The sequence below is a fragment of the Aeromonas sp. QDB25 genome, assembly GCF_027707725.1.
In the GTDB taxonomy this organism is placed as follows: domain Bacteria; phylum Pseudomonadota; class Gammaproteobacteria; order Enterobacterales; family Aeromonadaceae; genus Aeromonas; species Aeromonas caviae.
Map to the genome: position 1 here is coordinate 57,973 of NZ_JAPCIZ010000017.1, position 14,420 is coordinate 72,392.

Sequence of the window (14,420 nt, forward strand, 5' to 3'; positions counted from 1 at the left end):
GAGAATAGGGCAACTTCACGGCAAAGGACCCTCTCATGCGCGCATCTTCCCTCTCCAGACTGGCCCTGACGGCCTTGTGCAGCGCCCTGCTGGCCGGCTGCGCCCAGTCGCCGACCGGTCGCAACCAGATGCTGCTCTTCTCCCCCCAGCAGATGAACCAGCTGGGCGCCGACTCCTTCACCCAGATGAAGCAGCAGGAGAAGGTGAGCACGGATGCCAGGATGAATGCCTATGTGGGCTGCGTGGCCAAGGCGGTGACCGCCCAGGTGCCTGCCAGCTATGGCATCACCAGCTGGGAGGTAGTGGTGTTCGACTCCAAGGAGATCAACGCCTTCGCCCTGCCCGGCGGCAAGATAGGCGTTTACAGCGGCCTGCTGAAAGTCGCCAAGAATCAGGACCAGCTCGCCACCGTCATCGGTCACGAGCTGACCCACGTGCTGGCCCAGCACTCCAACGAGCGCCTCTCCCGGGATCAGCTGACCGGTATCGGGCTGGCGGTGGCGGACGCCGCCATCGGCAGCAGCGACAGCCTCGGGGGTGCTGCCACCATGGCCGCCCTGGGCCTCGGGGTCCAGGTGGGGATAGCCCTGCCTTATGGCAGAACCCAGGAGAGCGAAGCGGACCGGCTCGGTCTCGAGCTGATGGCCCGCGCCGGGTTCAACCCGGCCGAAGCCGTCACCCTGTGGCAGAACATGAGCGCCGCCTCCGGTGGCAAGGCACCGCCCCAGCTGCTCTCCACCCACCCCAGCGACCAGAGCCGGATCGCCAACCTGCAGGCCCAGCAGGCCGAAGTGCAGCCCCTGTACCAGCAGGCGAAAGCATCAGGGCTGGTTCCCCAGTGCAAGGCGTAAGCCTGCGCCTGGCGCGTCCCGCCGATGCCGCCGCCATGACGGTGATGCAGCGGGCGAGCTGGCTGGCGGCCTACGGGGAGGTGCTGGGGGCCGACATGCTGGCCCAGCTGGCGGTGACCGACCACCTGCAGATCTGGCGACACCGGCTCGCCGAGCCCGGCCCCGTTCCCATGCTGGTCTGCCAGGACGACGTGGTCATCGGCCTGCTCTACTGGCAGCCCTCTTTGGAGGAAGGCTTGATGACGGCGCGGATCCGGGCGCTCTACCTTCATCCCGATCACTGGCGTCAGGGTCATGGCAAACGGCTGTGGCAGGCGGTGGCGGTGCAGATGCGCCGGGCCGGTTGCGAGTGCGTCAGGCTCTGGCTGCTGGATGGCAATCACATCGGCGAGGGATTCTACCTGCGCCGCGGCTTCATGTTCGACGGTCAGGAGCGCACCCTGATGAGCCTCGGACAACCTTGCCAACAACGACAAATGTTCCGTTTGCTTTGAGCTGGCTCCCGTTTTTCGCCCCCGGTCACTTTATTTTTTTTGCGAATTAATACAATGTGCCCCATCTGGACAGACTGAGGTGGCCGGGTCCACCGCAAGGGAGTGTGGCATGTACTACGGATTTGATATTGGCGGCACCAAGATTGCCTTCGCGGTGTATGACGACGCCCTGACCCTCTGCCATGAAGAGCGGGTGAGCACGCCGGGCAACGACTACCCGGCGCTGCAGCAGCTTGTGCGCGAGCGGGTCGAGGCGGCGGATGCGCGCTTCGGGGTGAAAGGGGCCGTCGGCATCGGGTTTCCGGGGATCCTCAATCGCCTCGACGGGAGCATAGTGGCGGCCAACCTGCCCGCCATCCATGGCCGCCATCTGGGAGCGGATCTGGCCGAACTGCTGGGCCGACCGGTCAAGGTCGACAATGACGCCAACTGTTTCCTCTGGTCGGAAGTGCATCAGGGGGCCGCAGACGGTGCTGGCAGCGCCCTCGGCGTCACCATAGGCACCGGCATCGGCGGCGCCGTCTACCTGGCGGGCAAGCTCATCCAGGGGCGCAACTGGCTGGCGGGGGAGATAGGTCACTACCCGCTGCCCGCCACCATCCTGATGAAATACCCGGATTTGCCCCGTCCCCGCTGTGGCTGCGGGCGCCTGGTCTGTTTCGAAACCTATGCGTCGGGCACGGGCCTGGAGCGGCTATACCACCATGTTCATGGGGAACGGGTGAGCGGCCACCAGATTGTCGCCCGTGCCGATGCCCGTGAGGCGGCGGCCCTCTCGACCATCGACTGCTGGCTCGAGATCATCGCAGCCGGCCTCGCCACCGCCATCTCGGTGATTGATCCCGATGTGGTGGTGCTGGGGGGCGGCCTGAGCGCCCTGCCAGCCCTCTATGAGGAGCTGCCCAAACGTCTGCCCGGTCACCTGCTGCCCGGTGTCGCCCTGCCGGCGATCCGCGAGGCCCGATTCGGTGGTGCCGGCGGTGTGCGCGGTGCAGCCCTGCTCAATCTGTGAGATCGGACAGAGGGTCTGATCTCCCCGAACAAGGAGTCATCATGACCCGTCTTGAAATCTGTATCGACAACCTCGAATCCCTGTTCACCGCCCAGGCGGCCGGCGCCGATCGCATCGAGCTCTGCTCTGCGCTGGGGCTGGGCGGTCTCACTCCCTCCTATGGCTTCATGCAGCAGGTGGCGCGCCACGCCACCATCCCCGTCTACGCCATGATCCGGCCCCGTGCCGGGGATTTCTGTTTTGGCGAGGGGGAGTTCGACATCATGCTGCAGGATATCGCCGCCGCCCGTGCCGCCGGCCTGCAAGGGGTGGTGGTCGGTCTGCTGGATGAAGATGGACGGGTACCCGAAGGCAAGCTCCGGCAACTGGTCGAGGCGGCGGGGCCGCTTGGCGTCACCTTCCACCGGGCCATCGATCTCTCCTCCGACTGGCGGCTGGATCTCGAGACGATCGTCGCGGCGGGTTGCGAGCGCATTCTGAGCTCCGGCCATGCGCCGACCGCGCTGGCGGGGCTCGAAACCCTGCAGGCCATGCACCAGGCGCTGGCGGGACGGGCCAGCCTGATGCCGGGGGCCGGGGTCAACGCCGACAACGTGCGCACCATCATCGAATTCACCGACGTCAATGAAGTACACATGTCCGGCATGGGCTGGCGCGGCGGCATGGTGCCCCATGGTGTGAACATGGGCACCTCGGACGATGGCCGGGTCAACATCACCGACGGCGCCAAGGTCGCAGCGGTGAGGGCACTGCTGGACAGGGCCTGATACAGGCCGTGCGGCGCCATGGTGCCGCTCTCTGTGACGTCAACATGGGTACCTCGGACGACGGCCGGGTCAACATCACCGACGGCGCCAAGGTCGCGGCGGTGCGGGCTCTGCTGGACAGGGCCTGATACAGGCCGTGCGGCGCCATGGTGCCTCTCTCTTTGACGTCAACATGGGCACCTCGGACGATGGCCGGGTCAACATCACCGACGGCGCCAAGGTCGCAGCGGTGAGGGCACTGCTGGACAAGGCCTGATACAGGCCGTGTGGCGCCATGGTGCCTCTCTCTGTGACGTCAACATGGGTACCTCGGACGGACGGCCGGGTCAACATCACCGACGGCGCCAAGGTCGCGGCGGTGCGGGCTCTGCTGGACAGGGCCTGATACAGGCCGTGCGGCGCCATGGTGCCTCTCTCTGTGACATCAACATGGGCACCTCTGACGACGGCCGGGTCAACATCACCGACGGCGCCAAGGTCGCAGCGGTGCGGGCTCTGCTGGACAGGGCCCGATACAGACCGTGCGGCGCCATGGTGCCTCTCTCTGTGACGACAACATGGGCACCTCGGACGATGGCCGGGTCAACATCACCGACGGCGCCAAGGTCGCAGCGGTGCGGGCGTTGCTGGACAGGGCCTGATACAGGCCGTGCGGCGGCATGGTGCTCTGTTTTGCTCCCTTCTCCCCTTGCGGGAGAAGGGGCGGGGATGAGGGGGGCCGATGTGAGGCGTCTCCCACCGGCGGGCAATTGAGGGGCGTCTTGGCAGCACGGTGCGAAAAAGTCTGTTATCATCCCGACTCTTTTACCATCAGGACCCGGAGCAATCTCTCAATGTCCCAATACGACTCTATCGAACAGAAGGCCAGCTACGGCATCGGCCGCAACATGGGCGACCAACTGGCTCAGCAAGCCTTCGCCGGTCTGGATATCCCGGCCCTGCAACAAGGTCTGGCTGATGCCCTGAACGGTCTGGAGTTCGCGGTCAGCCGTGACGATATCAACGATGCCTTCCAGGTCATCACCGCCCGCATGCAGGAAGAGCAGGAAGCTGCCGCCAAGGCCGCTGCCGCCGAAGGCGAAGCCTTCCTGGCCGACAACGCCAAGCGCGCCGAAGTGAAGACCACCGACTCCGGTCTGCAATATGAAGTCATGGTCGAAGGCAATGGCGCCGTGCCGGTTGCCGGTCAGTCCGTGCGTGTGCACTACCACGGTACCTTCACCCACGGTGGCGTGTTCGACAGCTCCGTTGCTCGCGGCCAACCGGCCGAGTTCCCGGTGACCGGCGTGATCGCCGGTTGGGTGGAAGCGCTGCAGATGATGCCGGTTGGCTCCAAGTGGAAGCTCTACATTCCGCAGGATCTGGCCTACGGTGCCCGTGGTGCCGGCTCCATCCCGCCGTACTCTGCTCTGGTATTCGAAGTGGAGCTGCTGGACATCCTGTGATCCGGCTGGCGTGATGCAAACGGCGACCCTGAGGTCGCCGTTTGTTTTTGGACCGCCCAAACGGGCCATGTGCCTACGGCGGGGATTTGGATATAGTCAGAGCGTCGTCCATTCCGGCCATGTGAGGGAGACACGCCATGGCAGCCATCATCGAGGTCGTCGATCTCGTCAAGCACTTCCCCGGCGTCAAGGCGGTGGACGGGCTCAGTTTTGTCATTCCCGCCGGCAGCTGCTTCGGCCTGCTCGGCCCGAACGGGGCGGGCAAGACCACGACCATAGAATTGCTGGAGGGGATCCTCACCCCGGACAGCGGCCAGATCCTGTTTCACGGCGCCCCGCGCGGCCCGGATTATCGCTCCCGCATCGGCATCCAGTTCCAGCACACGGCGCTGCAGGATTTCCTGACGGTGCGCGATACCCTGCGCCTGTTCGCCAGCCTCTACCCCAATCCCTTGCCACGGGAGCTGCTCATCGATCTGTGCGCCTTGGGCGAGTTCATCGACAGGGACAGTCGCAAGCTCTCGGGGGGCCAGCGTCAGCGCCTGCTGCTGGCTCTGGCCCTGCTCGGGGATCCCGAACTGCTGTTTCTGGATGAGCCCACCACAGGACTGGATCCCCAGGCGCGCCACCACTTCTGGCAGCGAATAGAGGCGATCAAGGCCCAGGGCAAGACGGTGGTGCTCACCACCCACTACATGGACGAAGCGCAGCAACTATGCGATTTGATTGCCATCGTCGATCACGGCCACCTGCTCAGTCTGGATACGCCGGCGGCCTTGCTGGCGCAACACTTCGACGGCGTGCTGGTGCGCCTTGGGGGGCACCCGGCCCTGGCTGGGCTCGGCTATCCCCTGCGTCCGGTAGGCGATCAGGTGGAGCTCTGTTGCCCCGACGTGGCGACCCTGCTGCCAGCCTTGCTGGATCTTGGTGTGCCGCTCACCGGCATGCAGGTGCGCTCCCCCAATCTGGAAGATCTCTTCCTGAACCTGACCGGCCACAGCCTGCGGAGCGGCGCATGAGAGGGATGACCGAGTTCTGTCTGACCGTGGCCTCCGGGCTGTGGTACGCCTTGCCGACATGTAATCCCGGGAGTGGACGATGAAGGGATCCCTCAAGCGCATCGGGGCGCTCTTCTATGCCCGCACCCTCGAGTTCGTACGCGATCGCGCGGCCCTGGTGTGGAACCTGCTTTTCCCGCTCCTGCTGGTCATCGGCTTCTCCCTCATCTTCTCCGGCCCGCCCAAACCGCTGGTGCAGATCGGGGTGGTGGGGGAACTGCCCGCAACCTATGCCCCGCTGCGCGCCGTGCCGCTGCTCAAGATCATCCCCTATGACGAGGCGTCGAGAGGCCAGCTCAAGGTCCGTCACCATCAGCTGGACCTGCTGCTCTCACCCGCCGGGGGGCGTTACTGGATAAACCCGGACGCCCCTCAGGGGGCCATGGCCGAGTATCTGCTGCGCCAGGCGGTGCAGGAGCCCTTGCAAAGAGAGTCCCTGAGCGGGCGCGCCATCCGCTACGGCGACTGGCTGCTGCCCGGGGTGATCGGCATGAACCTGATGTTCTCCGGCCTGTTCGGGGTCGGGTTTGTCATCGTGCGTTATCGCAAGAACGGGGTGCTGAAACGGCTGCGAGCCACGCCGCTCGGCGCGCTGGAGTTTCTCTTCGCCCAGTTGCTGTCACGGGTGCTGATCACCCTGGTGGTGAGCCTGCTGGTCTTCTGCGCGGCCTACTGGCTGCTGGATGTGCCCCTCATCGGGTCGGGGTGGCTGCTGCTGGTGATCGCTCTGGCGGGAGGAACGGCCATGGCCTCCCTTGGCCTGCTCATCGCCGCTCGCCTGCAGAACGAGGAGCTGGCGAGCGGTTTGCTCAATCTCATCAGCTTGCCCATGATGTTTTTATCCGGTGTCTGGTTCTCGCTGGAAGGCGCGCCCGCCTGGCTGCAGCAGCTTGCGGCCAGGCTGCCCCTCAGCCAGATCATCGAAGCAGCCCGCGCCGTGATGCTGGAAGGGGCGGGATGGCAGGAGGTGGCAGGCCCTCTGGGTCAGGTCATGGTGTTCGCCCTGGTGTGCATCTCGCTGGGAGCCATGCTGTTCAAATGGAGTGCAAAATGAAACCTGTTCTGTGGTTGTTGCTGGTGGCGGCCTTGCCTGTGCAGGCAGGTACCCTGCGTTGCAAGAACGCCTTGCTGACCGAGGGAGACACCACGGCAGAGCTGCTGGTTCGCTGCGGCCAGCCGATGCTCAAGGAAGATCTCACCCGCTTCGAGGAGAACGGCTTCGGGGCGAGAGTGACGGTCAAGTATGCCGAGCGCTGGACCTACAACTTCGGCAAGCGGGAATTCATGCAGTTTGTCACCGTCGAAAACGGCGTCATCACCGACATTGCGGATGGTCCACGGGGAGGATGACCTCCTGGTTTTCTGAAGCCCAGCCTGCGGGAGATGAGGTCGCCATTTTCCCGCCTTTTACCTCTTTTTCTGTTGCTTTTCCCTGCCTGTCATCGCCATTTTTCCATATGGAGTCATGCTGCCTCACTCTGGTGCTTTTGGCATAAAACTGAATCTGATGAGTCAGTTGTCAGCAGAAATGGCTGCCCCAATGCGGTGCAGCCGATTTATTTTCGAAAAATAATCCTCATGCCAAGAAGGGTTTTAAGCAGCAGGCTATTTGGCAAATAAGGGTCTACTTTTGATTCTGAGAGTGCATATTCCCCCGTTTAGATATTTTGTTCTGTTGCACCATGGTTGGGCCGGATTGCACCGATTGACAGGTTTTTCTGCGGCTGGATAAGCTGCCAAAAAGCAGGGAAACGATGGCATCTCGCTAGATTTTGATGCCTGTTCGAATCAAACCACAGGGAAGAGTGACATGAAGCAGATACACAAGGCAGGTATGGTGATGGCGCTGTCGCTGATGGCAGCCAATGCGTGGGCGGACGGTACGCTGGATGCCGTCAAGAAGAAGGGATTCGTGCAGTGCGGGGTCGGTGACGGCCTGCCCGGGTTCTCCAACCCGGATGCCAAGGGAACCTGGACCGGGCTCGACGTGGACGTGTGCCGCGCCGTGGCCGCCGCGGTACTGGGGGACGCCAGCAAGGTCAAGTATGTCTCCCTCACCGCCAAGGAGCGCTTTACCGCCCTGCAGTCCGGGGAAGTGGATCTGCTCTCGCGCAATACCACCTGGACCCTGACCCGGGATGGGTCGCTGGGCCTCACGTTCGCCGGGGTGAACTACTACGACGGGCAGGGGTTCCTGGTCAAGCAGTCCCTCGGGGTCAAGAGCGCCAAGGAGCTTGACGGTGCCGCCGTCTGTATCCAGTCCGGTACCACCACCGAGCTCAACCTGGCCGATTATTTCCGCGCCAATGGCGGCATGAAGTACACCCCAGTGGTGTTCGATACCTCGGATCAGACCGTCAAGGGCTTCGAAGCCGGCCGCTGTGACGTGCTGACCTCGGATCAGTCCCAGCTCTATGCCCTCAAGATCAAGCTCACCAAGCCAGAGGAAGCCGTGGTGCTGCCGGAGGTCATCTCCAAGGAGCCGCTGGGCCCAGCCGTGCGTCAGGGTGACGATCAGTGGTTCAAGGTGGTGCGCTGGAGCCTCAATGCCATGCTCAATGCCGAGGAGGCCGGGGTCACCAGTGCCAACGTGGACGAGATGCTCAAGTCCACCAACCCTGACATCCGTCGCCTGCTGGGGCTGGAAGAGCCCAAAGGGACTGTGCTGGGGCTGGATGACAAATGGGCCTACAACATCGTCAAACAGGTCGGCAACTACGGTGAATCCTTCGATCGCAACGTCGGTGCCGGCTCCCCCCTCAAGATTGATCGCGGCATCAATGCCCTCTGGAACAAGGGCGGTCTGATGTACGCGCCACCCATCCGCTGAGTCGACAGTCACCGGGGGGCCTGGCCCCCCATGTTTTCCCTGGCTTTGTCGGAGTTATCCTCATGGCGTTACACGCATCAAACCATAGGAAAGAACAGGGCCGCTGGTGGTATGACGCCAAGGTGCGGGCGCTGCTCTTCCAGTGCCTGGCCATCGCGGCGGTTATCGGGTTTCTGTTCTACATCGTCAACAATGCCCTGACCAATCTGGCCACCCGTGGTATCACTACAGGCTTTGATTTTCTGGGCAACACGGCCGGTTTCGGCATCTTGCAGAGCCTCATCCCCTACGACGAGACCTATACCTTCGGTCGCACCTTTGTGGTGGGTCTGCTCAACACCCTGCTGGTCTCCGTGCTCGGCATCCTGTTTGCCACCCTGCTCGGGTTCGCACTCGGGGTCGCGCGCCTGTCGCGCAACTGGCTGGTGGCCAAGATAGCGGCCGTCTACATAGAGACGTTTCGCAACATCCCGCTGCTGCTGCAGATCTTCTTCTGGTACTTCTCGGTGCTGCGTACCCTGCCTTCCCCGCGTCAGAGCGTGGATATAGGCGGGCTCGCCTTCCTCAACGTGCGGGGCTTCTATCTGCCCAAGCCCCTGTTCGAAGAGGGATTCGGCTACGTGCTCTGGGCACTGGTGCTCGCGGTGCTGCTGAGCTGGGGGCTGGGCCGCTGGGCTCGCCGCCGTCAGGCCCTGACCGGCAGGATCTTCCCGTTCTGGCGCTGTGTGGCCGCCCTGGTCATGCTGCTCCCGGGGATCACCTTCCTGCTGGCGGGCAGCCCGCTCAGCTGGAGCGTGCCTGCGCTGCAAGGGTTCAACTTCCGGGGGGGGCTGACGGTGCTGCCGGAGCTCGCGGCCCTCTTGCTGGCGCTCACCATCTATACGGCGGCCTTCATCGCCGAGATAGTGCGATCCGGCATCCTGGCCATCAGCAAGGGGCAGACGGAGGCGGCTTCCGCCCTCGGGCTCTCGCCCACCAAGACGCTGCGGCTGGTGATCATTCCCCAGGCCATGCGGGTCATCATTCCTCCCTTGACCAGTCAGTATCTGAACCTCACCAAGAACTCCTCCCTGGCGACCGCCATCGGCTACCCGGATCTGGTCTCGGTGTTCATGGGGACGACTCTCAACCAGACAGGGCAGGCCATCGAGGTCATCGCCATGACCATGGGGGTCTATCTCGTCATCAGTATCACCACCTCGGTGCTGATGAACATCTACAACCGCAGAATGACGCTGGTTGAGCGCTAGGGAGCTGTCATGTTCGTGAATGAATTGCAGGAGGCGCTGCCGCCTCCCAACCACCGTCGGGGGCCGCTCGCCTGGATCAGGCAGAACCTTTTCCCCAACTGGTGGAACGGCCTGCTGACCCTGGTGCTGGCCTATCTGTTGCTGCCACTCATCTGGTCTGCACTGGACTGGGCGCTGTTCTCGGCCACCTGGCAGGGGAGCAGCCGCGAGGCCTGCGTCCAGGGCGGTGCCTGCTGGATCTTCATCGAGAGCCGGCTGGGGCAGTATCTCTATGGCTTCTACCCGGCTGATCAGTACTGGCGCATCAACCTGACCTTCGCCGGTCTGGCGGCGCTGCTGGCCCTGCTCATCTGGCCAAAGACCCCGCGCAAGGGGTGGCTGGCGCTCTTCACCCTGCTGGTGTTCCCTGTCATCGCCTTCTTCCTCATCCATGGGGGAGCGGGGCTGGAGGTGGTGGAAACGAACCGCTGGGGCGGGCTGATGCTCACCCTGGTGCTGGCGGTGGTGGGCATAGTCGTAGCACTGCCGTTCGGCATCCTGCTGGCACTGGGGCGTCGCTCCCACATGCCGGTCATCTCCAGCCTCTGTACCGTCTACATCGAGTTCTGGCGGGCGGTGCCGCTCATTACTGTGCTCTTCATGGCGTCCGTCATGCTGCCACTGTTCATGAGTACCGAGGTGGAGCTCGACAAGCTGCTGCGGGCGCTCATCGGCATCATCCTGTTCCAGGCGGCCTATGTGGCCGAGGTGGTGAGAGGGGGGCTGCAGGCGATCCCCAAGGGGCAATATGAGGCGGGGGATGCCCTCGGGCTCTCCTACTGGAAGGTGATGGGCCTCATCATCATGCCCCAGGCCCTCAAGATCACCATTCCTTCCCTGGTGAACACCTTTATTTCCCTGTTCAAGGACACCAGCCTGGTGCTGATCATCGGGCTGTTCGATCTGCTGGCCATCTCCAAGGTGGCCCTGGCGGATCCGGCCTGGCTGGGGTATTCCACCGAAGCTTATGTCTTTATCGCCATGATCTTCTGGATGTTCTGTTTTGGCATGTCCCGCTACTCCATCTATCTGGAGCGCAAACTCAACACGGGCCACAAGCATTAGGAGTCGTTCTGATATGAAAACGGACGCAGTTGTCGAACTGAAAGAGGTCAACAAGTGGTACGGTGAGTTTCACGTGCTGCGCAACATCAACCTGCAGGTGGGCAGAGGGGAGAAGATCGTCATCTGCGGACCATCGGGGTCGGGCAAGTCCACCATGATCCGCTGCATCAACCGGCTGGAAGAGCACCAGAGCGGAGACATCCTGGTCAAGGGCACGGCCCTGACCTCGGATCTCAAGAACATTGAGACGGTGCGCCGGGAGGTGGGCATGGTGTTCCAGCACTTCAACCTCTTCCCCCATCTGACCGTGCTGGAGAACTGTTGCCTGGCGCCCATCTGGGTAAAGCAGTTGCCGCGCAAGGAGGCCGAGGAGATCGCCATGAACTTCCTGCGCCGGGTGCGGATCCCCGAGCAGGCGCTCAAGTACCCGGGGCAGCTCTCCGGTGGCCAGCAGCAGCGGGTCGCCATCGCCCGCAGTCTGTGCATGAATCCCCAGGTCATGCTGTTTGACGAGCCGACGTCTGCGCTGGATCCCGAGATGGTGCGGGAGGTGCTGGATGTGATGGTGGAGCTGGCCCACGAGGGGATGACCATGCTCTGCGTCACCCACGAGATGGGGTTTGCCAAGCAGGTGGCGGACAGGGTGATCTTCATGGACCGGGGGCAAATCATCGAAGAGAACGTGCCGGATCAGTTCTTTGACAACCCCCAGTCCGATCGGACCAAGCTCTTCCTCTCCCAGATCCTGCAGCACTGAGGCAGGGCACAACCTTCAGAAAAACAGCCCGCACGCTCGAATGAGCGGCGGGCAAATGTGTACATGGAAGTCGACGACAGACAGAAAGGAGTATGTCAGCCCGGCAACAGGGTGGTGGTGCGCAGATCGCGCACGGCCAGGTTGATCTGCCGGGCCAGGCTCAGCGCCTGATGACAGCTCAACGGCTTCACATCGATGATCCCCCCTTGAAACTCAAACCGCCCCAGTGCTTCAACCATGAAACTTCCATGATGGAAGCTCTTGATATAGCGAGCAATTCGACGGGGAGACCACTGCTTGAACACCTTCATGGCAAGAGACCCTGTTGTTTGGACAGGGCACACTATGCCGACGGACCGTGACACAGATGTGACACTTGATAAAGATTTGTATGAATCTGTCTTGTGATCGACTGGCGTGCAGCCCCGGCGTTGAAAAAGTAGTGAGAGTCCGGGTCCGGGGCCCGATATACTGCGGCCATTGCAGACATGACAAAGGTGCCGCACGTGGAGTGGGTGGACATAGTAGACGAGCAGGACAGGGTGATCGGGGTGGCCGAGCGCGCCAGGGTGCGTCAGGAAAACCTGCGCCATCGTGCCAGCTACATCCTGGTGCTGGATGAGGCTGAGCGCATCCTGGTGCAGCGGCGCACCCCGAGCAAGGATTTTTGCCCCGGCATGCTGGATGCCTGCGCCGGTGGCGTGGTGACCACGGGGGAGGCCATGGCCCTTTCCGCCCGGCGTGAGCTGGCCGAGGAGCTTGGGATCCGCGACGTGCCCCTGCAGGATTACGGCACCTTCTATGCCGAAGGGGAGGCGAGCGGCAGCCGCTACCGGGTCTGGGGCGGCCTGTTCAGTTGTCACTATCAGGGGCCGCTGCAACTGCAGGCCGAAGAGGTGAGCGAGGTGCACTGGATGAGCCTGGGCGAGATAGCCGATCGGGCGGGCGAGTTCACGCCCGACTCCCTGCTCGCCATCGCCACCTGGCAGGCAAGGCGCCTGCCATCAGGCCAGAAATAGGGGCGACAGGCGTTCGCTCCCCAATCGCTTTGTTGCTGCTCGATGGACCCCTTCGCCTTCTGGTGGAATGGGGTAGACTGGGCCTCTTTGAACCACAGAAGGATGCGTCATCATGATCACGGTCGGTCAATCCCTGCCCGCAGGGGAATTTACCTTTATCACCGCCGAGGGCAAGCAGGTGAAGGATACCCGGGCCCTGTTTGCCGACAAGCGGGTGGTGCTCTTTGCGGTGCCCGGCGCCTTCACCCCCACCTGCTCCAACGCCCACCTGCCGGGCTACGTGGTGCTGGCCGATCAGTTCAGGGCCAAGGGGGTGGAACTGTGCTGTCTGTCGGTCAACGACGCCTTCGTGATGAAGGCGTGGCAGGAGGCACAGAACGCCGCTGACATCACCATGCTGGCGGACGGCGACGGCAGCTGGACCCGGGCACTGGGTCTTGCCAAGGAGACCGGGGCCTTCGGCGGCGTGCGGGCCCAGCGTTTTGCCCTCATCGCCAACGATGGTGTGGTGGAGCGGCTCTTCGTGGAGGCGCCGGGCAAGTTCGAGGTGTCGGATGCCCAGAGCCTGCTGGCGGCGCTGTGAAAGATTAATCGGCGTTTGATTACACCTTGAAATAGCAAGCGGCCCCGTTACACTGAGGCCGCGTTTGGATGGGGCCAGGCAACTTGCCTGGCTCTCGTGTTTGCCGTGGATGAGATAGAACAATATGACCCTGGCTTTTGTTGCCCTGATTGCCGGACTGGCGTTGCTGGTCTGGAGTGCCGACAAGTTCGTGGACGGCGCCGCCGCCACCGCCCGTTACGCCGGTATGCCGCCGCTGCTGATCGGCATGGTGATCATCGGTTTTGGTACCTCGGCCCCCGAGATGGTGGTCTCCGCGCTGGCGGCTTCCCAGGGCAATCCCGGGCTCGCGCTCGGCAATGCCTATGGCTCCAACATCACCAATATTGCCCTGATCCTGGGTCTGACCGCCCTGATCAGCCCCATCGCCGTCGCCTCCCAGGTGGTGCGCAAGGAGATCCCCATCCTGCTCGGCATCACCCTGCTCTCCGGCGCCCTGCTCATCGATGGCAATCTGGGCCGGATGGATGCCGCCATTCTGGGGGCCGTGTTCGCAGTGCTGATGGGCTGGTCCATCTGGGCCGGCATGAACGGCAAGGGGGATGCGCTGGATACGGATACCGAGGAGGACATCGTCTCCGAGGGTATGTCTCTCAAGAGCGCCATCCTCTGGCTCATCGTCGGCCTGGTGCTGCTGATCGGGGCTTCCCGTCTGCTGGTGTGGGGGGCGGTGACCATCGCCCAGGGTTTTGGCATCAGCGATCTGGTGATTGGCCTGACCATAGTCGCGGTGGGGACCTCCCTGCCGGAGCTGGCATCGTCCCTCATCGCCATCCGCAAGAACGAGCACGATCTGGCCCTTGGCAACGTGCTGGGTTCCAACCTGTTCAACACCCTGGCCGTGGTGGGCATCGCCGCAGGCATCCACCCGCTCGAGGTGGCGCCCGAAGTGCTTTCCCGCGACTGGAGCATCATGATGGGGCTGACCCTGTTGCTGCTGGTGATGTGTCTGGGCCGCAAGGGGCAGGGGCGCATCAACCGGCTGGAGGGGGGCGTGCTGCTCGCCTGCTTCGTCGCCTACACCGGCTGGCTGCTGACGAGCCAGTTCATCTAGTCTGGTGATGACATGAAAGAGGGGACGCCGCGGCGTCCCCTCTTTTTTGGTTCTTCGCGGGATCCTGGGAAAGTGGAAGTTGACAGACAGGGTGCTGGTAAACTGGCTGTCTCCAAACACACCACCACCATCACCCTGCTGTCGCCGTGCATCATAT

General features: G+C 63.1%; 18 protein-coding genes and 3 pseudogenes. 20 read left to right on the forward strand and 1 reads right to left on the reverse strand.

Translation table 11 applies throughout. The annotated features are described in order from the left end of the window. The first annotated feature begins 35 nt into the window (after positions 1-35). The 17 genes and pseudogenes from PG883_RS08315 to PG883_RS08395 all read left to right on the forward strand — a co-directional run bounded on the left by PG883_RS08315 (position 36) and on the right by PG883_RS08395 (position 11,568). A complete protein-coding gene (locus PG883_RS08315; RefSeq protein WP_010673474.1) occupies positions 36-851 on the forward strand; it encodes a M48 family metallopeptidase in 816 nt (271 codons plus the stop codon). Beyond that, entirely contained in the window at positions 839-1,345 is a 507-nt protein-coding gene (locus tag PG883_RS08320; protein ID WP_039039287.1) for a GNAT family N-acetyltransferase, read from the forward strand. Before PG883_RS08315 ends, PG883_RS08320 begins: the two co-directional genes overlap by 13 nt. 109 nt (positions 1,346-1,454) lie before the next feature. Continuing rightward, positions 1,455-2,357 carry an ROK family protein gene (locus PG883_RS08325; RefSeq protein WP_010673476.1) on the forward strand — a complete coding sequence of 301 codons (903 nt, stop codon included), beginning with the start codon at positions 1,455-1,457 and terminating at the stop codon, positions 2,355-2,357. Between the two features lie 41 nt (positions 2,358-2,398). Beyond that, positions 2,399-3,124: a copper homeostasis protein CutC gene (locus PG883_RS08330; protein WP_125117434.1), complete on the forward strand. Its 726-nt coding sequence runs from the start codon at positions 2,399-2,401 to the stop codon at positions 3,122-3,124. A 35-nt stretch (positions 3,125-3,159) separates the two neighbouring features. After that, positions 3,160-3,252 (forward strand): annotated as a pseudogene (locus PG883_RS08335) (copper homeostasis protein CutC); the annotation flags it as partial. 8 nt (positions 3,253-3,260) lie between these two features. Beyond that, positions 3,261-3,380, forward strand: a complete 120-nt coding sequence (locus PG883_RS08340; protein WP_081843955.1) for a copper homeostasis protein CutC — start codon at positions 3,261-3,263, stop codon at positions 3,378-3,380. Between the two features lie 33 nt (positions 3,381-3,413). Next, positions 3,414-3,509 carry a copper homeostasis protein CutC gene (locus PG883_RS08345; RefSeq protein ID WP_372587720.1) on the forward strand — a complete coding sequence of 32 codons (96 nt, stop codon included), beginning with the start codon at positions 3,414-3,416 and terminating at the stop codon, positions 3,507-3,509. 38 nt (positions 3,510-3,547) lie between these two features. Further along, a pseudogene (locus tag PG883_RS08350) lies at positions 3,548-3,634 on the forward strand (copper homeostasis protein CutC); the annotation flags it as partial. 44 nt (positions 3,635-3,678) lie between these two features. Continuing rightward, positions 3,679-3,765 (forward strand): annotated as a pseudogene (locus PG883_RS08355) (copper homeostasis protein CutC); the annotation flags it as partial. 192 nt (positions 3,766-3,957) lie between these two features. Beyond that, on the forward strand, positions 3,958-4,569 hold the full coding sequence (locus PG883_RS08360) for an FKBP-type peptidyl-prolyl cis-trans isomerase (protein ID WP_010673478.1): 612 nt from the start codon (positions 3,958-3,960) through the stop codon (positions 4,567-4,569). A 137-nt stretch (positions 4,570-4,706) separates the two neighbouring features. Beyond that, complete coding sequence (locus tag PG883_RS08365) at positions 4,707-5,588, forward strand: ABC transporter ATP-binding protein (protein ID WP_128296597.1); 882 nt, start codon at positions 4,707-4,709, stop codon at positions 5,586-5,588. Positions 5,589-5,667: 79 nt separating this feature from the next. Beyond that, complete coding sequence (locus PG883_RS08370; RefSeq protein ID WP_053288161.1) at positions 5,668-6,681, forward strand: ABC transporter permease; 1,014 nt, start codon at positions 5,668-5,670, stop codon at positions 6,679-6,681. Then, positions 6,666-6,977, forward strand: coding sequence for a DUF2845 domain-containing protein (locus tag PG883_RS08375; protein WP_029313965.1), 312 nt, complete (start codon positions 6,666-6,668; stop codon positions 6,975-6,977). Before PG883_RS08370 ends, PG883_RS08375 begins: the two co-directional genes overlap by 16 nt. Positions 6,978-7,437: 460 nt before the next feature. Continuing rightward, positions 7,438-8,457 (forward strand): amino acid ABC transporter substrate-binding protein, encoded by a 1,020-nt coding sequence (locus PG883_RS08380; protein WP_010673482.1) that lies wholly within the window; start codon positions 7,438-7,440, stop codon positions 8,455-8,457. Between the two features lie 62 nt (positions 8,458-8,519). Further along, entirely contained in the window at positions 8,520-9,707 is a 1,188-nt protein-coding gene (locus tag PG883_RS08385) for an amino acid ABC transporter permease (RefSeq protein WP_048208147.1), read from the forward strand. A 9-nt stretch (positions 9,708-9,716) separates the two neighbouring features. Beyond that, positions 9,717-10,811 (forward strand): amino acid ABC transporter permease, encoded by a 1,095-nt coding sequence (locus PG883_RS08390; protein WP_010673484.1) that lies wholly within the window; start codon positions 9,717-9,719, stop codon positions 10,809-10,811. A 13-nt stretch (positions 10,812-10,824) separates the two neighbouring features. Then, positions 10,825-11,568 (forward strand): amino acid ABC transporter ATP-binding protein, encoded by a 744-nt coding sequence (locus PG883_RS08395; RefSeq protein ID WP_010673485.1) that lies wholly within the window; start codon positions 10,825-10,827, stop codon positions 11,566-11,568. 95 nt (positions 11,569-11,663) lie between these two features. Here PG883_RS08395 and PG883_RS08400 read toward each other — a convergent pair whose 3' ends face one another. Further along, the gene (locus PG883_RS08400; RefSeq protein ID WP_010673486.1) at positions 11,664-11,879 is read right to left on the reverse strand and encodes a DUF1107 family protein; all 216 of its coding nucleotides are present in this window, start codon (positions 11,877-11,879) and stop codon (positions 11,664-11,666) included. A 177-nt stretch (positions 11,880-12,056) separates the two neighbouring features. Here PG883_RS08400 and yfcD point away from each other — a divergent pair, with 177 nt between their 5' ends. The 3 genes from yfcD to PG883_RS08415 all read left to right on the forward strand — a co-directional run bounded on the left by yfcD (position 12,057) and on the right by PG883_RS08415 (position 14,263). Next, the gene (gene yfcD / locus PG883_RS08405) at positions 12,057-12,587 is read left to right on the forward strand and encodes an NUDIX hydrolase YfcD (protein ID WP_080769921.1); all 531 of its coding nucleotides are present in this window, start codon (positions 12,057-12,059) and stop codon (positions 12,585-12,587) included. 112 nt (positions 12,588-12,699) lie between these two features. Beyond that, positions 12,700-13,170, forward strand: coding sequence for a peroxiredoxin (locus PG883_RS08410; RefSeq protein ID WP_041213349.1), 471 nt, complete (start codon positions 12,700-12,702; stop codon positions 13,168-13,170). A 124-nt stretch (positions 13,171-13,294) separates the two neighbouring features. Beyond that, a complete protein-coding gene (locus PG883_RS08415) occupies positions 13,295-14,263 on the forward strand; it encodes a calcium/sodium antiporter (protein ID WP_010673489.1) in 969 nt (322 codons plus the stop codon). The last annotated feature ends 157 nt before the right edge of the window (positions 14,264-14,420 follow it).